21 protein-coding genes are annotated in these 21,705 nt (G+C 72.2%); 9 read left to right on the forward strand and 12 right to left on the reverse strand.

The annotated features are described in order from the left end of the window. Window positions 1–50: 50 nt before the first annotated feature. Genes ACLQ2T_RS21870 through ACLQ2T_RS21885 form a run of 4 tightly spaced genes read right to left on the reverse strand, consistent with a single transcriptional unit; the run spans window position 51 to window position 3,389 of the window. Window positions 51–1,319: a hypothetical protein gene (locus ACLQ2T_RS21870; RefSeq protein WP_425768213.1), complete on the reverse strand. Its 1,269-nt coding sequence runs from the start codon at window positions 1,317–1,319 to the stop codon at window positions 51–53. Further along, window positions 1,316–2,074, reverse strand: coding sequence for an ABC transporter ATP-binding protein (locus ACLQ2T_RS21875; RefSeq protein ID WP_425768214.1), 759 nt, complete (start codon window positions 2,072–2,074; stop codon window positions 1,316–1,318). Before ACLQ2T_RS21875 ends, ACLQ2T_RS21870 begins: the two co-directional genes overlap by 4 nt. Continuing rightward, on the reverse strand, window positions 2,071–2,853 hold the full coding sequence (locus tag ACLQ2T_RS21880) for a zf-HC2 domain-containing protein (RefSeq protein ID WP_425768215.1): 783 nt from the start codon (window positions 2,851–2,853) through the stop codon (window positions 2,071–2,073). Before ACLQ2T_RS21880 ends, ACLQ2T_RS21875 begins: the two co-directional genes overlap by 4 nt. After that, complete coding sequence (locus ACLQ2T_RS21885) at window positions 2,850–3,389, reverse strand: RNA polymerase sigma factor (protein ID WP_425768216.1); 540 nt, start codon at window positions 3,387–3,389, stop codon at window positions 2,850–2,852. The genes ACLQ2T_RS21880 and ACLQ2T_RS21885 overlap by 4 nt, the downstream gene beginning before the upstream one ends. Before the next feature lie 213 nt (window positions 3,390–3,602). On the opposite strand from ACLQ2T_RS21885, the gene ACLQ2T_RS21890 reads away from it, so the two are divergent. Then, entirely contained in the window at window positions 3,603–4,268 is a 666-nt protein-coding gene (locus ACLQ2T_RS21890) for a YceI family protein (RefSeq protein WP_425768217.1), read from the forward strand. Between the two features lie 147 nt (window positions 4,269–4,415). Continuing rightward, a complete protein-coding gene (locus ACLQ2T_RS21895; RefSeq protein ID WP_425768218.1) occupies window positions 4,416–5,048 on the forward strand; it encodes an HNH endonuclease family protein in 633 nt (210 codons plus the stop codon). A 55-nt stretch (window positions 5,049–5,103) separates the two neighbouring features. Here the strand turns inward: ACLQ2T_RS21895 and ACLQ2T_RS21900 are convergent, their stop codons facing one another. Both ACLQ2T_RS21900 and ACLQ2T_RS21905 read right to left on the reverse strand, forming a co-directional pair. Continuing rightward, window positions 5,104–6,855 carry an ABC transporter ATP-binding protein gene (locus tag ACLQ2T_RS21900; RefSeq protein WP_425768219.1) on the reverse strand — a complete coding sequence of 584 codons (1,752 nt, stop codon included), beginning with the start codon at window positions 6,853–6,855 and terminating at the stop codon, window positions 5,104–5,106. Beyond that, entirely contained in the window at window positions 6,852–8,546 is a 1,695-nt protein-coding gene (locus tag ACLQ2T_RS21905; RefSeq protein ID WP_425768220.1) for an ABC transporter ATP-binding protein, read from the reverse strand. The genes ACLQ2T_RS21900 and ACLQ2T_RS21905 overlap by 4 nt, the downstream gene beginning before the upstream one ends. Before the next feature lie 267 nt (window positions 8,547–8,813). On the opposite strand from ACLQ2T_RS21905, the gene ACLQ2T_RS21910 reads away from it, so the two are divergent. After that, window positions 8,814–9,419: a cysteine hydrolase family protein gene (locus ACLQ2T_RS21910; RefSeq protein ID WP_425768221.1), complete on the forward strand. Its 606-nt coding sequence runs from the start codon at window positions 8,814–8,816 to the stop codon at window positions 9,417–9,419. An 8-nt stretch (window positions 9,420–9,427) separates the two neighbouring features. Then, on the forward strand, window positions 9,428–10,351 hold the full coding sequence (locus ACLQ2T_RS21915) for a GlxA family transcriptional regulator (protein ID WP_425768222.1): 924 nt from the start codon (window positions 9,428–9,430) through the stop codon (window positions 10,349–10,351). A gap of 1 nt (window position 10,352) precedes the next feature. Here ACLQ2T_RS21915 and ACLQ2T_RS21920 read toward each other — a convergent pair whose 3' ends face one another. The 3 genes from ACLQ2T_RS21920 to ACLQ2T_RS21930 all read right to left on the reverse strand — a co-directional run bounded on the left by ACLQ2T_RS21920 (window position 10,353) and on the right by ACLQ2T_RS21930 (window position 13,395). Beyond that, window positions 10,353–11,438 (reverse strand): hypothetical protein, encoded by a 1,086-nt coding sequence (locus tag ACLQ2T_RS21920; protein ID WP_425768223.1) that lies wholly within the window; start codon window positions 11,436–11,438, stop codon window positions 10,353–10,355. Window positions 11,439–11,463: 25 nt separating this feature from the next. Next, on the reverse strand, window positions 11,464–12,600 hold the full coding sequence (locus ACLQ2T_RS21925) for an SPFH domain-containing protein (RefSeq protein WP_425768224.1): 1,137 nt from the start codon (window positions 12,598–12,600) through the stop codon (window positions 11,464–11,466). 174 nt (window positions 12,601–12,774) lie between these two features. Continuing rightward, on the reverse strand, window positions 12,775–13,395 hold the full coding sequence (locus ACLQ2T_RS21930; RefSeq protein ID WP_425768225.1) for an L-threonylcarbamoyladenylate synthase: 621 nt from the start codon (window positions 13,393–13,395) through the stop codon (window positions 12,775–12,777). A 181-nt stretch (window positions 13,396–13,576) separates the two neighbouring features. Here ACLQ2T_RS21930 and ACLQ2T_RS21935 point away from each other — a divergent pair, with 181 nt between their 5' ends. Continuing rightward, on the forward strand, window positions 13,577–13,963 hold the full coding sequence (locus ACLQ2T_RS21935) for a hypothetical protein (protein WP_425768226.1): 387 nt from the start codon (window positions 13,577–13,579) through the stop codon (window positions 13,961–13,963). A 61-nt stretch (window positions 13,964–14,024) separates the two neighbouring features. Here ACLQ2T_RS21935 and ACLQ2T_RS21940 read toward each other — a convergent pair whose 3' ends face one another. Both ACLQ2T_RS21940 and ACLQ2T_RS21945 read right to left on the reverse strand, forming a co-directional pair. Then, window positions 14,025–14,357 carry an amphi-Trp domain-containing protein gene (locus ACLQ2T_RS21940; RefSeq protein WP_425768227.1) on the reverse strand — a complete coding sequence of 111 codons (333 nt, stop codon included), beginning with the start codon at window positions 14,355–14,357 and terminating at the stop codon, window positions 14,025–14,027. Window positions 14,358–14,420: 63 nt separating this feature from the next. Next, window positions 14,421–16,571, reverse strand: coding sequence for a glycogen debranching N-terminal domain-containing protein (locus ACLQ2T_RS21945; RefSeq protein ID WP_425768228.1), 2,151 nt, complete (start codon window positions 16,569–16,571; stop codon window positions 14,421–14,423). A gap of 90 nt (window positions 16,572–16,661) precedes the next feature. On the opposite strand from ACLQ2T_RS21945, the gene ACLQ2T_RS21950 reads away from it, so the two are divergent. The 3 genes from ACLQ2T_RS21950 (at window position 16,662) to ACLQ2T_RS21960 (ending at window position 19,383) form a co-directional block, all read left to right on the forward strand. Further along, window positions 16,662–16,856 (forward strand): hypothetical protein, encoded by a 195-nt coding sequence (locus ACLQ2T_RS21950; protein ID WP_425768229.1) that lies wholly within the window; start codon window positions 16,662–16,664, stop codon window positions 16,854–16,856. A gap of 87 nt (window positions 16,857–16,943) precedes the next feature. After that, window positions 16,944–17,525, forward strand: a complete 582-nt coding sequence (locus ACLQ2T_RS21955) for a LemA family protein (protein ID WP_425768230.1) — start codon at window positions 16,944–16,946, stop codon at window positions 17,523–17,525. 28 nt (window positions 17,526–17,553) lie between these two features. Beyond that, on the forward strand, window positions 17,554–19,383 hold the full coding sequence (locus tag ACLQ2T_RS21960) for a DUF2207 family protein (RefSeq protein ID WP_425768231.1): 1,830 nt from the start codon (window positions 17,554–17,556) through the stop codon (window positions 19,381–19,383). Between the two features lie 7 nt (window positions 19,384–19,390). On the opposite strand, the gene ACLQ2T_RS21965 is transcribed toward ACLQ2T_RS21960, so the two are convergent. Beyond that, window positions 19,391–20,353 (reverse strand): ArsR/SmtB family transcription factor, encoded by a 963-nt coding sequence (locus ACLQ2T_RS21965; protein WP_425768232.1) that lies wholly within the window; start codon window positions 20,351–20,353, stop codon window positions 19,391–19,393. 58 nt (window positions 20,354–20,411) lie between these two features. On the opposite strand from ACLQ2T_RS21965, the gene ACLQ2T_RS21970 reads away from it, so the two are divergent. After that, window positions 20,412–21,632, forward strand: a complete 1,221-nt coding sequence (locus tag ACLQ2T_RS21970) for an MFS transporter (protein ID WP_425768233.1) — start codon at window positions 20,412–20,414, stop codon at window positions 21,630–21,632. Window positions 21,633–21,705 lie beyond the last annotated feature (73 nt).

A 21,705-nucleotide genomic window follows, 5' to 3' on the forward strand; every position in this document is an offset into this window, starting at 1 on the left:
CCGGCCCACCTCGCTGCGGCCCGACCGAGGCCGGTCGGCGGTGCTGCCGTTCACCGGGGCTGCCTGAGCCGGATCAGCGTGGGCAGGTCGCAGTCGGCCGCCGCACGCAGGTAGTCGGCGAACCAGGCCCGCTGCGCCGGCATCGGCAGCGCGTAGAGCCAGTCGATCGGGACCTCGGGGTTCGCCGGCAGCTCGAACAGCCAGGTGTGGGCCAGCCCGCTGGTGAGGTGCGCCCGTTCGGCCTCGCGGTCATGATGATCGTAGCGGCAGTTCAACCCCGTCACCGCCCGTAGGTCGGTCGCCAGCCAGTCCGGCTTGGCCAGGCCGCCCCGGACGGTGGCCTGCTGGTCCAGGTGCAGCCAGATCGTCCCGTCGCCGGGCACCTGCGGCTGGTCGACCGGTCGGGCGGCATCATCGACCGCCCGGTCGGGCGCGCCGGGAATACCGTCGAGGCGGGCCAGGATCGGCTGCACGATCGGGGTCACGTCGTCGAGCAGGAACGCGTGGATCCGGGCCACGCACACCTGCGGGCCGCTGTCCGTGCAGACCAGCGCGACCGCTTCCGGGTCGGCGGGCAGCCGGTACGGGCCGGGGCCGGTGACGATCGGCACCGCCACACCCATCGCGAGTACACCGGCCAGCGCGGCGGCCAACCAGCGCCGGGCGGCGAGCGCGAGCAGCGCGACGGTCAACGCCAGCAGCCACCCCGCCTGCCAGGCCACCACCCGACCCGGCACCACCTGGTACGCGGCCTGACCGACGTGCACGGGGGAGAGCCACACCGCGCCCTTGGTGTCCCAGTACGTCAGGATCGCCATCCCCAGGTACGCGGCCAGCCCGGCGACCGGTGCGGCCAGGCGCAGCGGCACCAGCCGGCCGACGCACACGCCACCGGCCGTCGCCGTGCCCAACGCCAGCACCCCGACGAGCAGCGTCCACCACCAGCCGCCCCCGGCGTACGTCGCCACCGGCGCGACCAGCACCGCCGCCCCGGCGAAGGCCACCAGCACACCGACGGTGCCGGCCAGCGTCACCGCCAGCCACGCCACCAGGATCGGTTGCCAACCGGGACGCGGGGTGGAATTCACCATCTCGCCGATGCCACGCCGCCGCTCCCGGCCGGCCTGCCACACGCCCGCCGCGACCATCAGCGCGCACAGGATCAGCATCGACATGCGGAGGTAGTTGACCAGCCCGGCCCACCGGCCACCCCAGTCCTCCGGATGCACGGCCAGCATCCACAACCCGGCACCGCACATCGCCGCCGCAGCCCACGGCGCTGTGCCCCGACGCAGCTCGGTACGCAGGATCCGCCTCACCGGGCTGCCGCCCGGGCGTCCCGCAGCACGGCGGCGTAGCCGCGTTCGATCGGGGAGTCACCACTGTCACCGGCACCCCCGGCCGCGATGAGTTCCGTGGACAGCCCGTCGAACACCAGCCGCCCCGCGTCGATCAGGCTGACCCGGGCGCAGGCGGCCACGACGTCCTCGACCAGGTGCGTGCTGACCAGCACGACGGCATCCAGTCCCAACTCCCGCAACAGCGCCCGGAACGCCACCCGCTGCTCCGGGTCCAGTCCGGCGGTCGGCTCGTCCAACAGCAGCAGCCGAGGATCGTTGACGATGGCCTGGGCGATGCCGGCCCGGCGGAGCATCCCACCGGAGAGGTGCTTCATCCGGTCGTCGGCCCGGTCCAACAGCCCGACCCGCTCGATCGCCCGGTCCACCGCCAACGGGATCTGCTCCGACGGCATCTCCTTCAGCCAGGCGAAGTACTCCACGAACTCCCGAACGGTGAACCGTGGATAGAACCCGAAGGACTGCGGCAGGTAACCGAGTTGGCGACGGGCCAACCGCAGCCCCGCCGCATCGGTCAGCGGCTGCCCGAGCAGCCGCACCTGCCCCCGGTCGGGTCGCCGCACGGTGGCCAGCACCCGCATCAGCGTCGTCTTACCGGCGCCGTTGGGGCCGAGCAGGCCGTGCACCCCCGGACCCAGATCGAGATCCAACTCGTCGAGGGCGGTCCGTCGGCCGTAGCTGACCCGCAACCCCCGTACGCTCACCGTCACGCTCACGCGGTTCGTCTCCCTACTAGATCCCGGCGGGTCCACACCACGAGCACGGCCGCCGCCGTCACCGCCAGCCACACCGGACCGGCCTGCACCAGCACCATCCACTCGCCGATCGGGGCCAGCACGATCACCGCCCAGGCGCCGGCCACCACCGCCGCCGCCTGGCCGGGCTCGATCAGCGAGCCGAGCGCCAGGGTCAGGGCGGTGAGCGCGAGACCGACCAGCGGCCACAGCATCGGCGTACCGACGTCGGTCACCGCGCCGGCGAGGAGCGTGACCGGCGCGGTGACCGCGAGCACCGCGAGGGTGCGCCACAGGATGATCTCCAGCCCGCCCTGCGGGGTAGCCGCCACCATCTCGTGCAACGGATCGGACCACGACCCGTACGACAGGGCCGTGCCGACCGCCGGCAGCATCGGCGCGGCCAACAACAGCAGCCACGGTGGCAGCAGCTCCGGAGTGACCGCCAACCCCAGCGCGGCCAGTCCGGTCAGGGCCACCGCCACCAGCCACGCACCCCGGGCGGCCGGGCCGGCACCCACCAGGACCCGGATCCGACGCCACCGGGTCGCCCGGCGTACCCGGCCCGGTGGTGGCAGCGGTGCGGCCAACGCCATCGCCGCCGCCTCGACCAGCCGTCGGGTCGGATCGTCGAGGTCGAGTCCAGCCCGGCAGGCGGCGCACCGGTCGAGGTGCGCCTCCACCGACCAGGCGTCGACGTCGTCCAGACCACCGTCGGCGTACGCCGCCAGGGTCCGGGCGTCCAGGTGAAAAGGTGTCACGACAGCGCCTCCCGCAATTCCCGGCGGGCCCGCATCGCCCGGGTCTTGACCGTTCCCTCCGGTACGCCGAGCAGGGTCGCCGCCTCCCGTACGGTCAACCCGTCGAGGACGGTGGCCTGCAACACCGCCCGCAGTTCCGGCGACAGCCGGTGCAGCGCCCGTTCCAGAGCCGCCTCGTAGGCCCCGGCCAACGCCTCGTCCTCGGCCGACGGCGCCCAGGTCGGCACCGCCTCCGGCGACACCGCCCCGACCGTGGACGGACGGGCCGCAACGCGCCTCCGGGCGTCGATCAGCCGGCGTAACGCCACCGTCCAGAGCCAGCCGGTCACCTCGCCGTCCTCCCGATAGCCGGCCGCCGCCCGCCACACGGTCAGGAAGGTCTCCTGGAGCAACTCCTGGGCCAACTCCGGGTCGCGGCACCGGCGACGCAGCCGCAGCGCCAACCACGGTGCGTGCCGCGCGTAGAGCACGTCGAACGCGCCCCGGTCGCCTGCACCGACGCGGCGCAGCAACGCCGCGTCGTCTGAATCCATCACGCAAGGTTAGGACGCAGCCGCCGCCGAAACGGTTCTCTCCCGGCGTGACCCGCCGCCGCCACCGAGGGGTCTGACCTGGTGATTGTCCTCACGATCACCCCTGGCGGAGGGAGGGAAACCGCCACTGACCTCCCTATGCTTGGCGCCGATGATCGTCCGGCCGTCCGATGCCGGCCTGGGCCTTGAGTGAGGCGGGGAAGGAAGGAGCGAGCGATGACCGGCGCCACGCGCATCTGGAACGGCATGTCCATCCCCGCACCCGGCAGGTACGACCTCGACGCCGGGCACAAGCGGATCGGGTTCGTCGCCAAGCACATGATGGTCAGCCCGGTGCGCGGCGAGTTCCGTGAGGCCAGTGCCCGCATCACGGTCGCCGAGGATCCGCTGGAGTCCGCGATCACGGCGACCATCCAGGCCGCCAGCATCGACACCGCCAACGCCGACCGGGACACCCACCTGCGCAGCGCCGACTTCCTGGACGTGGAGCAGTTCCCGACCCTGGAGTACCGCAGCACCGGCATCGCCGCTCTGGACAAGACCGATCCGATCTTCTTCTGGGCGAAGCTGAGGAACCACCGGCTGGGCCGTCGGCCGGTGGCGGAGGAGCCCGCCCTGCCCACCCGGCCGGTGACCGCCCGGTTCGTGCTCTCCGGCGAGTTGACCGTCAAGGGCATCACCCGCCCGGTGGACTGCCAGGTCGAGTTCGGTGGTGCCCGCCGCGACCCGTACGGGCAGGACATCTTCGGGTTCAGCGCCACGGCGGAGCTCAACCGGGAGGACTACGGCCTGGTCTGGAACGTGGCCCTGGACAGCGGCGGCGTACTGGTCGGCCGCACCGTCCGGATCGAGATCGCCGGTGAGGCCATCCGGCAGGGGTAGGCCGGGCTTCATCCGGATTTAACCGCAGGTCCAGCTCTCCTGCGTATTCACTGATCACGATCTCTGCGAGAATCCGACTGTCGTCGGTCACGCCCGTCAGCGGGCCACCCTCACCCGCCGTGGCAGGCGACAGTCAGGAGTCGCCGCGTGGCTCGCGTACCCAAGGCCGCCCTCGCCATGGTGGTCGCCGTCGCCCTGTCCCTGGTGGTGGTCCCGCAGCCGGCCCACGCCACCCCGCCCAACATCCCCTCGTACGCCACGGCGTTGAGTCGCCTCAACTCCCTCACCGTGGCCGCCGAATCCCACCAGTCCAGCTACAACCGGGACCTGTTCCCGCACTGGAGCACGGTCACCGGCACCTGCAACACCCGCGAGCAGGTGCTCAAGCGTGACGGCACCAACGTCACAGTCGACGCCAACTGCTACCCGACCTCCGGTTCCTGGTACAGCCCGTACGACGGGCTGACCCGGACCAGCCCCACCCAGATCGACATCGACCATGTGGTTCCGCTCGCCGAGGCGTGGCGCTCCGGGGCCTGGGCCTGGACCACCTCGCGGCGACAGACCTACGCCAACGACCTCGGCGGCCCCGAACTGTGGGCGGTCACCAGCACGGTTAACCAGGCCAAGGGCGACAAGGACCCGGCCGCCTGGAAGCCGCCGCGCGCCGCCTTCCACTGCACCTACGCCCGGGCCTGGATCCAGGTGAAGTGGTACTACTCGCTCTCCGTGAACAGCGCGGAGAAGTCCGCCCTGGCCTCGATGCTCAACACCTGCTGACCCGCTGATCCGGGCGGCGCCGTAGGTGCCGCCCGGACCCGGGTGCGGGGTGGGCTCAGCGCCGCCAGGCCGCCCAGAGTTCGGCGTACCGGCCACCGGCGGCTACCAGGGCCTCCGGGGGGCCGAGTTCGACGATCCGACCACCGGACATCACCGCCACCCGGTCGCAGGCGTGGGCCTGGGTGAGCCGGTGGGCCACCACGATGGCGGTACGACCCCGGGTCACCGCCTGACTGGCCAGTTCCAGTTGGTGTGCCCCCGCGCTGCCGGCCTCCGCGCTCGCCTCGTCCAACACGACGATCGGCGGGTCGAGCAGGGCGATCCGGGCCAGCGCCAGCTGCTGGGCCTGGCCGGGGGTGAGAGGATGCTCGCCGTCGCCGACCCGGGTGGCCAACCCCTCCGGCAACGCCGTCACCCAGCCGTCCGCGCCGACCAGGCGCAACGCGGCGTGCAGTTGCTCGTCGGTGGCGTGCGGGGCGGCCAGCCGCAGGTCCTCGGCCAGGGTGCCGGCGAAGACATGCACCTCCTGGGTCACCACCCCGACGGTGCGGCGCAGCTCCTCGGGGCCCAGGTCGTCGATTGACCGGCCACCCAGCCACACCGCCCCCTCGGTGGCCGGGAACACCCCGCCGAGGATGGCCGCCAGGGTGGTCTTGCCGGCACCGCTGGCACCCACCACCGCCAACGACTCGCCCTCGGCGATCTCGATCGACACCTCGTGCACGACCGTGGGGCCCTCGGCGTACCGGTGCGACACCGATTTGGCGATGATCCCGGCGGGCCCCCGGGTGGGGGTCTCGGCGGTCCGCTGCGTCGGCAGGTCGACCTCGGTGACACCGACCAACCGGGCCAGGGCCGCACCGGCGGACTGGATGTCGTTGAACGACAGCAGCAGCATCCCCAGCGGGCCGAAGAGGCGGTGGAACAGCAGGGCGGCGGCGGTCACCTCACCGACACTGCTGTCCCCGGCGCGTACCAGCAGGAACCCGGCCAGCAGGACGGCGGTCAGGCCGATCGCCTCGGCCAGGTTCATCATGTTCGCGAACCACAGGAACCCGCGTACGGCCCGCAGCCGGGCGTCGGCCGCCTCGCGGGAGGCTCGGTCGACCCGCTGGCTCTGCCGCTGCTCCATGCCGTACGCGTGCACCGTCCGGACCCCGCCGAAGGTGGTCAGCAGGCGTTGGGTGCGCACCGCGGCGGCCTGCCGTTCGGCGGCGTAGAGCCGCCGGGCCTGCGGGACGAACCGGCGCAGGCTCAGCGCGTACACCGGGAAGACGACCAGGAAGGCCGCGGCGATGCGCCAGTCCAGGGCCGCGAACCCGGCGAAGGTGACCACGAGGGTGACCAGTGCGGTGAAGACCCCGGCGGCCAACTGGATCGAGTCGGTGACCTGCTCCACGTCGTCGGTAACCCGGGAGGCGACATCCCCGGAGCCCGCGCTCTCCAGCCGGGCCGAGTCCATCCGCAGGGCGTGGTCGAGGACCTCCTCACGCAGATCGGCGCAGGCCCGCATACCCCATTCGGTGACCAGCCAGCGGGAGGCGCCGGTCAGCACCGCGGCGGCGAAACCCGCACCCAGGATCCAGGCCGAGGTCAGCAGCAGCGACCGGGTGGTGCCGCCGGCCACCACCAGGTCGACCAGCCGACCCAGCAGCAGCGGTACGACGACCGCGGCGGCACTGGCCGCCAGGGCCGCCGCGATCGAGGACCAGCCGAGCAACGGATGGCGGCGCAGCGCCCGCCAGAAGGCCGCCAGGGCGGCCCGGCCGGTGGCGACCGGCAACATCGTCGACGTCGGACCGCTCATCGCAGCACCACCTCGGCGTACGCGGAGCGGGCCAGCAGGTCGCGGTGCCGTCCGACGGCCGCCACCCTACCGGCGTGCACGAAGACGACCCGGTCGCAGCGGTCCAGTAGGGGAGCGCTGGTGGTGACCAGCACGGTGGCCCGGTCACCCTCGGCGCGGTAGGTGCGTACCCCCTCGGCGATGGCGTGTTCGGTGACCGCGTCGACCGCGGTGGTCGGATCGCGCAGCACGGTGACCGGCCGGTCGGCGAGCAGGGCCCGGGCCAGGGCGATGCGTTGTCGCTGGCCACCGGAGAGGTCCAGGCCACGGTCCAACAGCTCCCGGTCCAGCCCGGCGTCACCCTCGGTGAGCACGTCCACACTGGCGGCGGACATGCTCCGGCGCAGCGCCGGGTCGTCGTGCTCCTGGTCGGTGTGCAGCACCTCCCGCAGGGTGGCGCCGAACAGGTCCACCGCGTGCGGTTCGACCAGCACGACCCGGCGCAGTGTGGCTACGTCCAGGTCGCCCATCGGGGTGCCGGCCAACCGCACCTCGCCCCGCTCGGGGGAGCGTGCCCCGGCCAGCAGGTCGGTGATGGCGTCGGCCGTGCGGGTCTGTTCGGTGACCACGCCGAGCAGCTCCCCGGGCCGTACGGTGAGGCTGACCCCCTCCAGGCCGGGGGCGTGCACCTCGTCGAGGACCAGGGGGCCGGGCCGCGCCGCCGTGTCGCCCGATCCGGCCTGTTCGGGTGCGGCCAGTACCTCGGCCACCCGGGCCGCGCTGGCCCGGGCGGTCGCCAGCCGGAAGACACAGTCGGCCAGGTTGAGCACCGGGTCGCTGATGAAGGTGGCCAGCCCGACGATGGTGATGAGTTCACCGACGGTGATCCGCCCCTGGAGGGCGAACCAGCCGGCCAACGCCGCTACGACGGTGATCAGCAGGCCGGTGGTGAAGGTCGACACCCCGACGAAGGTGGCGCCGGCTCGGACCGCCCCGATGGAGGCCCCCAGGGAGGTGCGGCTGGCCGTCCGGTAGCGGCGGGCGGCCTCGTCGACCCCGCCGAACCCGCGCAACGGCCGAAGTCCGCGCAGCAGATCGGAGGCGGTCGCGGCGGCCCGTCCGATGGCCTGCTGCTGGGCCGAGGTGTGCCGCTCCACGATCGGCCCCAGGGCGTTGAGCCCGAGCACCAGCAGGGGTACCCCCACCACCAGCCCCAGCCCCAGGGACCAGTCGATGCGCAGCAGCACCACGGTCGCCACCGTCAGGCCGAGGAACGCGGAGACCATCCGACTGCCCAGCTCCAGCAGATCGGCGGCGGCCTCGGTGTCCGAGGTGGCGATCGACAGCAGTTCCCCGTTCTGCCGGTTGGTCCGGATGCCCCGCCCGGTGAGTACCCGCCGCACCACCTGCATCCGCAGGTCGTGCGACTCCTGCACCACCGCCCGGGACAGGAACCAGAACCCGAATCGCCAGCCCATGGTCAGCGCCAGGAACAGCGCGAAGATCCCCAGCACCGACCAGACCATCGCCGAGGTCGACCCGGTCCCCACCGCCTGGTCGATGACCAGACCGATGGCCACCGGGACGAGCGCCTCACAGACCTGGTGCAGCGACCAGAAGCCGGCACACAGCGCCGTGTCGCGGCGTTGCCGTCGGAACATCCCGCCGATCAACCGGCCGGTCGGCGGCGGCGCCGCAGGGGTCTTCGTCATCCTGCCCTCACTTTTCAAGTTAGGCCAGGCTAACCTGTGGCCCGGAGAGGCCGATCGGCCGGCTCGAACCCCGCCCAGAGGAGAGACCTTGGCGGATCCAGCTCGCCCAGGGAGAGATCTTGGACAGTCCCCGTCCATTGCTGGCCATTGCTGGCGACAACTGTCCAAGATCTCCAAATTCCACTGACCGTCGGGCTGACCGGATCGTTCCGCAGCGGTACGGGATCGTGGCTGGTGCGCCCCGGTCGGGGACGCCAGGATTGACCCATGACCGCAGCACTCGTCGTGATCGACGTACAGGAGTCCTTCCGCCGGCGTGCCAACTGGGTGGCCTGCTCGCGACCGGACATCGTCGGTCAGGTCAACCGGCTGGTCGGCGCCGCCCGCAGCCGGGGTGACCTGGTCGTCTGGGTACTGCACTCCGAGCCGGACAGCGGTGACGTGTTCGACCCGGCGCGCGGCTTCGTCCGACTGATCGACGGGTTGCAGCCTGCCGAGGGCGAGCCGGTGCTGACCAAGTACGTGCACAACCCCTTCACCACGACCCGACTCCAGCACCTGCTCACCGTCCACGGTGTCCGGGAGATCACCGTCTGCGGCATCCGTACCGAGCAGTGCTGCGAGACCACCGCCCGGCTCGCCGCCGACCTCGGCTACGAGGTCAGCTTCGTCGTCGACGCGACCGCCACCATGCCCATCGAGCACCCGGACGCCCCGCCCGGCCGGACGATGACCGAGATCCTCGCCGATCCCCGCACCCTGGGCACCGAGGAGATCATCGAGCGCACGGTGTACGCACTGTCCGGTCGGTTCGCCACCATCCGTACGGTCGACGAGGTGACCGCCCTGGTGCCGGTCGGCGCCGACCGCTGAGGCCCTTCGTGAGTCGGGTCGTCTTCCTGCTGCTGCCCCAGCTGCATCTGCTGGATCTGGCCGGTCCGGCGCAGGTCTTCTCCACGGCGGCGGACTGCGGGCTCGGGTACCGGCAGTCCTTCGTCGCGGAGAGCAGTGAGGTGGTGACCGCACAGGGGCTGCCGGTGCGCGCCCACGTCGACTGGCCCGACCTGGACCCGGCCGACCTGGTCGTCGTCCCCGGCTGGCGGTCACCCGCCTCCCGTGCCGAGCCGGCGCAGCCCGCCACGCTGCGCCGGCTCGTCGCGCACCACGCGGCGGGCGGCACGGTGGTCAGCGTCTGCGGTGGCGCCTACCTGCTGGGTCGCGCCGGGCTGCTGGCCGGTCGCCGGTGCACCACCCACCACGAACTCCAGGACGAGCTGGCCCGCCGGTATCCGGCGGCCACCGTGCTCAACGACCGGCTGTACGTCGTCGACGACCGGGTGGCCACCTCGGCCGGCATCGCCAGCGGCATCGACCTCGCGCTGCATCTGATGGCCGTCCGGCACGGACCGGCGTTGGCCGCCCGGATCGCCCGGGAGATGGTCGTGTACGCCCGGCGCAACGGACACGAGCGGCAGGACAGCGCGATGCTGCGCTACCGCTCGCACCTCAGCGACGTGGTGCACCGCGTCCAGGACGTGATCGACGAACGGTTCACCGAAGCGTTGCCGCTGGGGGAGTTGGCCGGTGTGGCCCGGGTGAGCGAGCGCACCCTGACCCGGCTGTTCGACGCGTCCACCGGACTGACCCCGCTGCGCTACCAGCAGGTGCTGCGGGTCGAGCGGGCCGAGCACCTCATCGGCCACGGTGTGGCCGTGGAGGCGGCGGCCCGGGCGGTCGGCTTCACCGACGCCCGGATGCTCCGCCGACTGCGCGCCCGCACCCGCTCGACCCGCTCCCTGCCCTGAACTATCGGGACATCAGGAACACGACCATCGCGATCACCGCCAGGGCGGCCAGCACCGCGGCGGCGATCTTGGCCTTGCTGTACGGCCGCTCCCCGATGACCTCACCGGTACGGGCGTTCACCAGCACCTGGTACGACCGCCCGCCGTGCAGGTACGCGGCGATCCACACCGGCAGCAGGAGCAGCTTGTAGGTCACGTCCGAATAGCTGGTGTCCACCGCGTCGACCTGCTGCTCGTCGCCGCCGATGTCCGAGCGGCAGTCCCCCTCGATGACCGGCGCCATCCGGGCCTTCGCCTCCACCAGGCCGGCCTCCGGCTCGGTGTCGTAGCGCAGCGCGTGGTACCCGGCCAGGTAGTCCTGCTCGTACGGGACCGCCTCGTTGAGCGGCCACGGGGCCAACTCGTCGAGCTTGTCCGTCGGCAGGTGCGTCGTGGCCGGCACCAGCACGTCGTCGAAGTCCCGGCGTACCCTGCCGCTGGCGGAGTGCCATCGGGTGTGCCGGACCTGCCGGGTGCGGTTCTCCGTCTTGCCGTCCACCGTCACCGTGTACGTCTCGGTGACGTAGTAGTGCTCGCCGCGCTTGCCCCGGTAGTCCGAGACGGTCCGTGCGTCGAACGTCCAGTGCGGCAGATAGGTGCCTTTGAGGGTCTCCGCCTCGCTGACCTTCTTCAGGCTGCTCGGGGCGAACCACCGGCTGCGGCACCAGGTGCTCAGCGCGGTGCGTACCCCGTTGCGGTCCACCGCGAACGGCAGCACCGCCTCCGGGGCGATCAGCTCGTCGGCGGCCTGCTGCGGCACCAACGGGGTGGCGCAGAACTGGCACCGCTCGGCCAGGGCCGCACTCTCGGTCGAGGCACCACAACCCGGACACCGGTAGACGTACGCGCCCACGGCGGCGGCCGGCTTGCGGGCCAGGGTGGCCAGCCCGTCGAAGGAGTGTTCGCGCACCTCCCGCGCGGCGGCGGCGATCTGCTGCTGGTGCCCGCAGTAGGGGCACTGCAAGGCGGTGGTGCCGGGTGCGTGCTCCACCCGGGCACCGCAACCCCCGCAGCCGTAGGACGGGGGCGAGACAACGGTTTCACTCATCGGTGTACCCTCCCGATCCCGGTGGTCACTGCGGCGGCAGCGGCGGCGGAACGCTGGCCAGCACGGACGCCAGCTCCGGCACCTGCCCGGCCGGCTGCCACTGGGCCATGCCGGCCCGCCAGACCAGGGTGTCCGGGCCGAACCCGCCGGCACCGACCTGCGCGGCCAACGCACCGAGGTCGTACGGGCCCTGCCGCTGCCCGTCGACCCCGAGGAACCACTGGGCCTGGCCCGGCAGCGGCGGTGGCTCGGCACCACCCGGTGCGGCGTACGGTGCGGCGGCCTGCGGCGCGGGAGCCTGCGGTGCGGTGCTCTCGCCGGACATGGCCCGGGCCATCTGCTGACCCAACGCCATGCCCATGCCCATCCCGACGCCGGCACCGGCCTCGCCGCCCGGGTTGTTCGCCGCCGCCTCCAGCGCGGTGGCCGCCTGGTACCGGGTGAACCGGTCCAGGTCGCCGACCGCGCCCATCTCGGTGCGCTTGTCCAGCGCACGCTCCACCTCCGGCGGCACGGAGACGTTCTCGATGACGAACTTCGGGATCGCGATGCCGACCTCGGCGAGTTCCTCGGTCAGCGCCCCGGCCAACTGGCGGCCGATCGCGTCCTGGTGGGCGGCCAGGTCCAGCAGCGGCACCCCGGCTCGGGCCAGGGCCCCACCGAGCCGGCCCACGATGAGCTGGCGCAGGTACTCCTGCACCTCCTCGGTGCGGAACTGCGGGTCGGTGCCGACCAGCTCCTTCAGCAGCCGCTGGGCGTCCACCACCCGCGCCGCGTACGCGCCGAAGGCCCGCACCCGGACCACCCCGAACTCGGGGTCGCGCAGGATCACCGGGTTCTGGGTGCCCCACTTCATCTCGGTGAACTGGCGGGTGTTGACGAAGTAGACCTCGGCCTTGAAGGGCGAGTTGAAGCCGTATTTCCAGCCCTTGAGGGTGGACAGGATCGGCATGTTGCGGGTTTCGAGGGTGTGGGTGCCCGGCAGGTAGACGTCGGCGACCTGCCCCTCGTTGACGAACACCGCCGTCTGGGACTCCCGGACGACGAGCTTGGCGCCCATCTTGATCTCGTTCTGGAAGCGGGGGAATCGCCAGACGATCGTGTCCCGGCTGTCGTCCAGCCATTCGATGATGTCTACGAACTCGCCCCTAAGGCGGTCCATGAGCCCCATCGTGTCCCCTCCACTTACCGAGATCAACTGTGTGGCGGCGACGATAGCAACCGTGCGCTAGCTGCGGTTCCACCTGCCGTCTCGGTACGGGGGTCCGCTCGATGGAACCGGGGTCGCTGATCGGGGGCGAAGATAATCGGGTACCCTCGCCCGCCTCGGGAGCCCTCAGGCGAACCGCTCCGGGTCGCCCGCCCCGACCCGCACGATCTCCGGTTCCCCCTCGGAGAAGTCGACCACCGTGGTCGGTTCGGTGCCACAGTCGCCCGCATCGATGACCGCGTCCACGACGTGGTCCAGGCGTTCCTTGATCTCCCAACCCTGGGTCAGCGGCTCCTCGTCGCCGGGCAGCAGCAGGGTGCTGGACAGCAGGGGCTCGCCCAGCCCGTCGAGCAGGGCCTGGGTGACGGGATGGTCGGGGATGCGTACCCCCACGGTGCGCTTGCGGGGGTGCAGCAGCCGACGCGGCACCTCCTTGGTGGCCGGGAGGATGAAGGTGTACCGACCCGGGGTGGCCGCCTTCACCGCGCGGAAGACCGCGTTGTCCAGTTGCACGAACTGGCCGAGCTGGGCGAAGTCCCGGCAGACCAGGGTGAAGTGGTGGCCGCTGTCCAGGTGACGGATCTCTCGGATACGGTCCATGCCGTCCTTGTTGCCGAGTTGGCTGCCGAGGGCGAAGCAGGAGTCCGTCGGGTAGGCGATCAACCCGTCCCGGCGCAGGAGGTCGACGACCTGCCCGATGAGCCGGGGCTGCGGATTGTCCGGGTGCACGTCGAAATACCTGGCCATGACCGGAAGCTTAGAGCGCGGGCGGCGGGGCCGGACGGCCGTCCGGTGATCAGCGCTGTTTCGCCGAACCTGCGGTGTCCCACCGCCGCGCACCCCGCCGTTTCGGCGATACGGCGCACCCAGCTGTCGCCTTGCCGACAGTGTCGTCCGGCGGCACAGGTCGACACCCATCGTTGTCGGTATGAGCGCGCGTGGCTACCCGGACGTGCTCCGGTACCCCGTCATGCCCACCCCGGTACGGATCACCGTGCTCGTCTTCGGGCTGCTGTCGCTGCTGTTCGCCCTGGCCACCGCCCATCGCCTGCTGACCGAGGGCGGCTCGCTGGGCGCGGCGGTCTTCTTCGCCGTGATGACGGCCGCCTGCCTGCTGGTGACCACCGCCCTGGCCACCCGCCGGGCCTGGGCACCCTTCCCGGCGTACGCCCTGGCGGGTTTGCTGGCGGCGGCCTCGCTGGGGCTGTTCGGCGCCATCACCTGCGTCGGGGCGGGCCTGCTGGCCTGGGTGCTCTGGGCCCTGAACACCCGGGCCTCCCGCGACTGGTTCGGCGGCCGGCGTCGCCTGCGCTGACGCCTGCCGCCGCGACATCTGTTGCGAGAGGGCCCCTGATCACAAGGGGCCCTTCCGGTGGTTACGCGGCGGCTGCCGACTCCTCGGTCTCGGCCTCGGCGTCCTCCTCGACCGGCTTGTCCTCGGCCTTGGCCGGCTTGTCCTCGGACTTCTCGGCGGCCGCCTCCGGGGCGGGGGTCGCCTTGGGGTTGGTCCAGGAGAACTCGATCTCGACCGAGTACTCGTCCTTGCCCTCCTGCTCGATCTCCAGCTCGCAGTGCACCTGGTCGGCCACCGCCAGGGTGCCGGCCGCACCGTAGAAGATCTGCCCGGTCTCCAGCTGGTTGGCCACCTGCCGCAGCCAGGCCGCCAGGTCCGCCCGCGACACGGTGCGCTCGTCCTCGTAGATATCCATGCCGACATGCTGGCATTGCCCGCCTCGGCTCCGTCGGCAGGGTGCCGGAACATGCCGAGCGCCTCAGCGGTGCCGGCGACGGGTGGCGATCGCCCGACGGGTGGGGCGGCGGACCACGGCGATCCGGTCGCCCCGGGTGCGTACGGAGGTACGGCCACCCCGTCGGCGGTGGACGATCAGGTCGACCGTGTACCCGCCGACGCGTACCCCCTCCAGCACCAGGTCGGGTAGCCAGACGGGCAGGTGGGGGTCGACGAAGATGGTCCGCAACGGTGCGGCGGGTCGCAGCGCCAACAGGGCCTGGATCAACGCGATGACCGCGCTGGCCGACCAGGCCTGCGGCGAGCAGGCGCTCGGATAGACCCCGGGGTGGGGATGGGCCTCGTCGCGGGGCAGCCCGCTGAGCACCTCCGGCAGGCGGTGCTCGGCGAAGAGGGCGGACGCCGCGAACATTCCTTCGGCCAGTCGGTGCAGGTGCTCCCAGCAGCCGTACCGGGCCAGCCCGATGCCGATGGTGCCCGCCTCGACCGGCCAGACACTGCCCCGGTGATAGCTGAACGGGTTGTACGCCGGATGCGCGGCCGACAGGGTCCGGACCCCCCACCCGCTGAACATGTCCGGCGCCAGCAGCCGGTCCGCGACCACCGGGGCGATCTGCGGCGGCACGATCCCGGTGGCCAGCAGGTGCCCGTCGTTGGAGTTCACCGACCGCACCGGTTGCCGGTCCGGGCCCAACGCCATCGCGTAGCAGCCCTGCTCGGGCAGCCAGAAGGCCCGGTGGAACCGGCGACGCAGGGCGACCGCCCGACCGGCCAGGCGGGCGGCCACGGCGGGATGACCGGTCACCGCGTAGACGCCGGCCGCGTGCCGCAGCGCGGAGTACCAGTAGGCCTGCACCTCGCTGGTCGCGATCGGATTCGGCACCACCCGGCCGTGCTCGTCGACGATGGCGGTTTCCGAGTCCTTCCACCCCTGGTTCTTCAGGCCGCCCCGGGACCGGCGGTGGTACTCCAGGAAACCGTCATGATCGAGGTCGCCGTACCGGTCGATCCAGGACAGGGCGCGGCCCGCGGTCGGCAGCAACTCCCGCACCGTGTCGAGGTCCGCCGTCCACGCGTAGTACTGGCCCAGGAAGATCAGGAAGTCCGGGGCGGTCGACCAGTCCCCGTGGTAGTGGGCGAACGGATCGACGTTGAGCTCCGACAGCGGGCCCCGGCGCGCCTCGTGCAGCGGTTTGCCGGGCTCCTCGTCACGCCAGTCGTCGATCCGCCGACCGAAGTGCCCGGCGTTGAGCCGGAGGCTGTCCGCGAGCATGGTGGGCCCGGCGAGCATGGCCTGCCAGGAGGCGGTCATCGTGTCCCGGCCGAAGATCTCCTGGTAGATGGGCAGCCCGGCGATCGGCGCGGTGGGGCCGGCCGCTTCGCCGAGGGGGAGCCCGGCCAGATCCTCGCGGGCGCACCGCCACGCCGCGGTGACGTCGAAGTTGCTGCTGGTCAGCCGGGCCAGCTCGGCGGTGAGCCGGCGGCGCGCCGATCCGGCGGCGTCACCCGGGTCACTGAAGTCCGCCGGTGGGGCGAGCAGCCGCTCGCCGTCGAAGATCGGCTCGACGGTGAGGTCGACCCGGCTGAGGCCGCCCGGTGCCAGCGCCACCTCGACGGTGAGCGTGCCGTCGGCGTACCGGATCGGGGCCTGCGTCTGGACCCGGATCGCCACCGCCCGGTCGAGCCCGTCGCACCGGTAGGTCAGCAGCAGTTCCCGCCCGAGACGGTCCCACCGGGACTCGACCACACCGGACTGGACGCGACGGCCACTCTCCGCCTCGCTCGTGTCGGCGAAATCGGCGTCGAGTCCGATCCGCAGGCACAGGTCCAGGTGCTGCTCGGCGTAGCTGAACAGGGTCAGCCGGGTACGCAGTCCCGCCGCCACGAAACGCTCGACCGCCAGGTACGCCGCCCGGGACGGCAGCACCTCACCGTCACCCAGTTCGGCGTACGACAACTGGGCGTGCCCCTGCACGGTCGCCGTGCTGAACGGCACCGGCTCACGACCGTCGACGGTGATCCGTTCCGCACTGAGCACCCGGGTGTTGCGGGCGAAGAAGCCCTGCGCACCGACACCGGTGATGCGTCCGCGTACGTCCGTGACCAGGGTGCTCCAGCCGCTGGCCACGTAGAGCAGATCCGGGCGTACCCGCAGGTTCCGCACCCGGCTCATCCCGACCCCCTGACCTGCCGTGCGGCGCCCACGAGCGACGGTGGCTGCGCTTGTTACCCCGGTGCGCCCCCGATACACCTCCAGCGGCTGGTGGACGCCACCGTCTGGCCGCTGCTGCTGGGCGGATGCCACACCGGCCGCGACACCGCCACGGCGATCACCGCCGCCGGTCTCGCCGTGGAGGAACTGCACCGGTTCCGCTTTCCCCAGACCGGCCCGGTGGGACCGGCGGCCCCGCACATCCGGGGCCGCGCCCGGAACCCGGCAACCCCTGCGCCGCGCTGAGCGGCCCGCGCCACCGGCGGCCGTTCGCCTGATTGCGCCGGCTGGCTAGGCTGCTCATGCTCGGGCCAGGACTGCCGGGGGGTGGGGATGGGCAGGGGCGTGATGCTCAGCGCCGTCGGCGGGCTGTTCTGCCTGCTGGTGGTGCTCGTGCTCGGCTGGGCGCTGGTCGCGTACAACCGGCTGGTTCGTCAGCGCAACCAGGTGCAGGCCTCCTGGGCGCAGATCGACGTGCAGCTCAAACGCCGCTACGACCTGATCCCCAACCTGGTGGAGACCGTCCGGGGCTACGCGACACACGAGAACGCCGCCCTGACCGGGGTGATCGCCGCCCGCAGCGGGGCGATCGCCGCAGCCGGTGGCCCTGCCGTGGTCCACCGGGCGGAGGCGGAGAACACCCTCACCCAGGCCCTGGGGCGACTGTTCGCGGTCGCCGAGGCGTACCCGGAGCTGAAGGCCAACCAGAACTTCGCCTCCCTGCAGGGCGAACTGGCCCGCACCGAAGACAAGATCGCCTACGCCCGGCAGTTCTACAACAGCGCGGTGTTGACCTTCAACACCAGTGTCCAGTCCATCCCCACCAACCTGGTCGCGAACCTCGGCGGGTTCCGACCGAGGGAATACTTCCAGGCCGACAGCACGGAACGCGCCGCCGTCCAGGTCCGGTACTGACGGCGAGAGCACCACAAGGGAGGCCGGGTTGTTCGTCGAGTTCGCGGTGATCGCGGTGGCGCTGGCCGCCTGGTTCGCGGTGTACGGTGCCGTCCGGTTCGCCACCCGACCGGCCAACCCGACACCGGCACCGGCCACCATGGAACTCGGCGACGAACCACCGGCCCTGGCCAACATGCTGGCCAACCGGTGGACGGTCACCGAGGACGCGGCCGAAGCGACCCTGCTCGACCTGGCGGCCCGCGGCTTCGTCGAGCTGCGCCAGCCGGGCGACGACCCGATGCAGACCACCCTGCACCTGCCCGCCTCGCCGCCGGACGAGTCCGGACTGCGTCCGTACGAACGTCGGGTGCTGAGCCGGGTGCGGGGTCTGGTCGCAGGTGGGGCGCTGCCGCTGACTGCCCTGACCTTCCGCGACCAGGGCCAGGCCAAGGCATGGAACAGGCGGTTCCGCGCGGAGGTGGTCGACCACGCGCGGCAGGCCGGGTTGTCCCGGCGGCGCTTCGGCCCGAGGGTTACCGCGTTGCTGTCGGCCGCCGCTTTGGTCGCCGGGGTGTTCGTCTGGCTCGCCGTCACACAGTACGGACTGTCGCACTCGGCGGGGGACATTCGGGGACTGGCCGCCGGGTTCTTCACCTTCGCCGTGCTGTCCAGCCTCGGCGCGGCCACGCCGGGGGAGCGGGACACCCCCCGGGGCGCCGAGGTGGCGGCGCGGTGGCTGGGGGTACGGGACTGGCTGCGCGGGCACGAGCAGTTCGCCGAACTGCCCCCGGCCTCGGTGGCGATCTGGGACCGGTACCTGGGCTACGGCGCGGCCCTGGGCGCCACCCACCTGACCAGCGCGATCCTGGACCTGGGCATGGGCGATCGGAAGCTGGTCTGGTCGTCGTACGGGGGCACCTGGCGCCGGGTCCGGGTTCGCTACCCCCAGCGGTTCCACCACGGTCGCACCCTGCCGGGACTGCTGCTCAGAGCGGTGATCCCCGGCGGGTTGGCGTTCTTCCTGCTGAGACTCTTCGGCCCGGTGGCCGATCCCACTCCGACCAGCGACTATCCGGGCGCCCGGGCCTTCTCCCTGGTCATTGTCGGCGTGGTCGTGGTGGCGGCACTGATGCTGATCCGGGCCGTCTACATGGTGGTACGCGGGGTGGTGGACCTGTTCACCGAACGCACCATCACCGGCGAGGTGCTCTGGGTGCAGGTGTGGAAGACGACCGCGCAGGGCCAGAGCCAGCCACCCCGGCCCTGGCTGTACCACCTGGCGGTGGACGACGGCAGCGGTGATCGCACCACCGCCTGGGGGTTGCCGAGTAAGTGGGCCGGGGCCTGCCACGACGGGGACACCGTGACCATCCGGGTGCGGCCCTGGACCCGACGGGTGGTCGGGTTCGCGGTGGTGGGCCACGGTCGGTCCCGGAACCTGGCCGAACCGGTCACCCACCCCAGCGAGATGTCGGCCGCGACCGGTGCCGGATCGGCGGCGAACCTGATCACCCCGGAGGAGATCGGCGAGGCGCTGGGCCTGGCGGTGCAGGCCCCCGAGGCGGTCGACCTGCCCGGCCCGTTCAGCGGGGTGCAGTTCCGGGCGGCCGGCGACGGCCAGCCGGTGCTCACCATCCAGGCGGTCTCCGGTACGGCGGCACAGTGGATCTGGCAGCTCAACACCCGAGGTCAGGAAGTCCCCGGGGTCGGCGACGGGGCGTACCTGCTCGGCGAACGGGCCGTGCTGCGCCTCGGCGACCGTACGCTGCTGGTGACCCTGCTCGGTGCCGCCCGGTCCCGGACGGCCAGCCTGCCGTGGCTGCTGACCCAGGCCGCCACCCGGGCTTCAGCGGGCCGACCGGAGACCACCGGCTGACCGCCGGTCATTCGGCGGTAGCCGGTCCACAGAGGGTCGCCCCCCGCGGGGTCTGCCAGTAGAGCACCTCTCGACCGGACCGGCGCTTGGTCACCAGGCCGGAGTCGAGCAGCACCCGCAGGTGGTCACCGACCGAGCCCAGGGCCAGCCCGGTGACCGAGGCCAGTTGCGAGGTGCTCAGCGGGGTGGTCAGCCGGACGAGGATGGCCGCCCGGTTCGCCCCGATCAGCCGGTCCAGCCCCGCCGGCACCGGCGGGGTGGTCTCGGCGAGGATGCCGGTGGCCGGGTAGACCATGCCGAACCGGGTCGGTTGGTCCCACAGCACCCAGCCCCGAACGCAGTGGGCCGGGACGAACACCAACTCCTCGGCCCGGTCGAGCGGCAGCGGTGCCGCCGGATAGTCGTTGACCCGCAGGCAGCCGTCACCCAACCACCGCATCCCGGGGTTGAAGCCGGCCACCACCCCGGCCCAGCCCTCGGCGCTCAGCCGGGCGGTGCGGGCCACGATGTCGGCCTGGAGCCGACGTCGGCGGTCCGGCCACTCCGGCCGTACGGTGTGCCCCCAGACCCACTCCAGCAGGAACACCACCTCTGCGGTCAGCCCGTCGGCGGACAGCATCTCCGGTAGCGGGCCGGGCCGGGTAGCCCGCAGATCCGCGCGGATCTGGTCGTCGCCGCGCCCGGCGACGACGGCCAGTTCCTCGGCGAAGTCCGGTGCGGCCGTCGCCGGGGCGAGGGTCAGGAAGTCGGCCGTCCACCGTGGTCCGAAGGCCGCCGCCAGCACCGCCCGCAGGGTCGCCCGCCGCGCCAACATCTGTCGGTACGCCCCGAGGTACGGCTGTCGCCAGGCGTGCTGCCAGGGACGGGCGGGGCTGTGCAGGGCCCGCAGCGCGGCGACCGTGTCGGTCATCGGCGAGACGACGAACCGGCTGCGCGCCAGCAGGTCCACCGGTACCCGCCAAATCGACATGTTTCGCCTCCAGCCGTAACTCTACGGGTATGCCCCGGACGCCAGGAGGATCGTGCCGGTGAGGACCTACTCGGACCTGTTCGCCGTAGCCGAATTCCGCAACCTGTTCGTGGCCAACTGCGCCGGCATCGCCGCCCACACCACCTCGGCGCTGGCCCTGGGCTCGCTTACCTATGCCGCGACCGGCTCCGCCCTGCTCACCGCGTTGAGCATGTTCGGTGCGCCACTGGCGGGCGTGCTCGGCAGCCTGACCCTGCTCTCGGCGGCGGACAGCCTGCCGCCGCGTCGGGCGTTGAGCCTCGCCGCGCTGGTCGCACTGGTCGGTGCCGCGCTTCAGGCACTTCCCGGGCTGCCGTTGTGGGCCCGGTTCGCGGTCATCCTGGTCGTCGCGTACGTCGGGTCGGTCACCGGTGGTGCCAGGTGGGCGCTGATCAACGACATCCTCCCGGCGGGCGGGTACGTGCTGGGCCGCTCGGCGATGAACGTCAGCGTCGGGGTCATGCAGATCGCCGGGTTCGGGGCCGGCGGGCTGCTGCTGGTGTGGCTGAGTCCGTACCAGGTGTTCGGAGTGGCCGTCGTGCTGCGGGCGGTGGCGCTCGCGGTCACCCGCCTCGGGCTCAGGGAACGTCCCGCGCGGGCGACCGGAACCGCCTCGACCCGCCGCACCCTGCGGGTCAACCGGCAGTTGTGGCGGGATCCGGGCTGCCGGTCGCTCTACCTCAACCTGTGGCTGCCCAACGGTCTGGTGGTCGGCTGCGAGGCGCTGTTCCTGCCGTACGCGGGCCAGCGGGCCGGTTTCCTCTTCGCCGCCGGGGCCTTCGGGATGCTCGCCGGTGACGTCCTGGTCGGACGCTTCCTCTCCCCGTCCGCGCGGGACCGGTGGGTGCTGCCCCTGCGGTTGGTGCTTCCGGTGCCCTACCTGGTCTTCCTGGTGCAGCCGGCGCTGCCGTTGGCGATGCTCGTCGCCCTCGTCGCCTCGGTGGGTTTCGCGGTCTCGCTGCCGCTACAGGAGCGGCTGATCGCCCGGGCCCCGGCCGAGGCGCGGGGCCAGGTGCTGGGTCTGAATCACAACGGCATGATGACCGGGCAGGCGGTGTTCGCCGCTCTGGCCGGGGTGCTGGCCGACCTGGTGCCGACCCACCTGGCGGTGGCCGCGCTGGCCGGGTTCTCCCTGGTCATGACGGCCGTGCTCACCCCGGGCCTGCGCGGCACCCACCCGGTGCCCGCGCCGACTCCGGTGTCGAGCGGGCCCACCCGGGTCGGGGGCGGGCCCGGATGAGGGTGGCCGATGTATTGACTTTCGTCATAGATGCAAAAAGATGGATGGGTCTTGGCTGAAGCTGTGCCGTCGT

The organism is Micromonospora sp. DT229 (assembly GCF_049844505.1).
Taxonomy (GTDB): domain Bacteria; phylum Actinomycetota; class Actinomycetes; order Mycobacteriales; family Micromonosporaceae; genus Micromonospora.

What these genes read in the sequence shown, in the direction of transcription:
- ACLQ2T_RS21890 (WP_425768217.1), top strand. Translation starts at nt 3,603, where the DNA reads ATGACCGGCGCCACGCGCATCTGGAACGGCATGTCCATCCCCGCACCC.
- ACLQ2T_RS21900 (WP_425768219.1), bottom strand. Translation starts at nt 6,855, where the DNA reads ATGAGCGGTCCGACGTCGACGATGTTGCCGGTCGCCACCGGCCGGGCC.
- ACLQ2T_RS21905 (WP_425768220.1), bottom strand. Translation starts at nt 8,546, where the DNA reads ATGACGAAGACCCCTGCGGCGCCGCCGCCGACCGGCCGGTTGATCGGC.
- ACLQ2T_RS21910 (WP_425768221.1), top strand. Translation starts at nt 8,814, where the DNA reads ATGACCGCAGCACTCGTCGTGATCGACGTACAGGAGTCCTTCCGCCGG.
- ACLQ2T_RS21920 (WP_425768223.1), bottom strand. Translation starts at nt 11,438, where the DNA reads ATGAGTGAAACCGTTGTCTCGCCCCCGTCCTACGGCTGCGGGGGTTGC.
- ACLQ2T_RS21925 (WP_425768224.1), bottom strand. Translation starts at nt 12,600, where the DNA reads ATGGACCGCCTTAGGGGCGAGTTCGTAGACATCATCGAATGGCTGGAC.
- ACLQ2T_RS21930 (WP_425768225.1), bottom strand. Translation starts at nt 13,395, where the DNA reads ATGGCCAGGTATTTCGACGTGCACCCGGACAATCCGCAGCCCCGGCTC.
- ACLQ2T_RS21935 (WP_425768226.1), top strand. Translation starts at nt 13,577, where the DNA reads ATGAGCGCGCGTGGCTACCCGGACGTGCTCCGGTACCCCGTCATGCCC.
- ACLQ2T_RS21940 (WP_425768227.1), bottom strand. Translation starts at nt 14,357, where the DNA reads ATGGATATCTACGAGGACGAGCGCACCGTGTCGCGGGCGGACCTGGCG.
- ACLQ2T_RS21945 (WP_425768228.1), bottom strand. Translation starts at nt 16,571, where the DNA reads ATGAGCCGGGTGCGGAACCTGCGGGTACGCCCGGATCTGCTCTACGTG.
- ACLQ2T_RS21955 (WP_425768230.1), top strand. Translation starts at nt 16,944, where the DNA reads ATGGGCAGGGGCGTGATGCTCAGCGCCGTCGGCGGGCTGTTCTGCCTG.
- ACLQ2T_RS21965 (WP_425768232.1), bottom strand. Translation starts at nt 20,353, where the DNA reads ATGTCGATTTGGCGGGTACCGGTGGACCTGCTGGCGCGCAGCCGGTTC.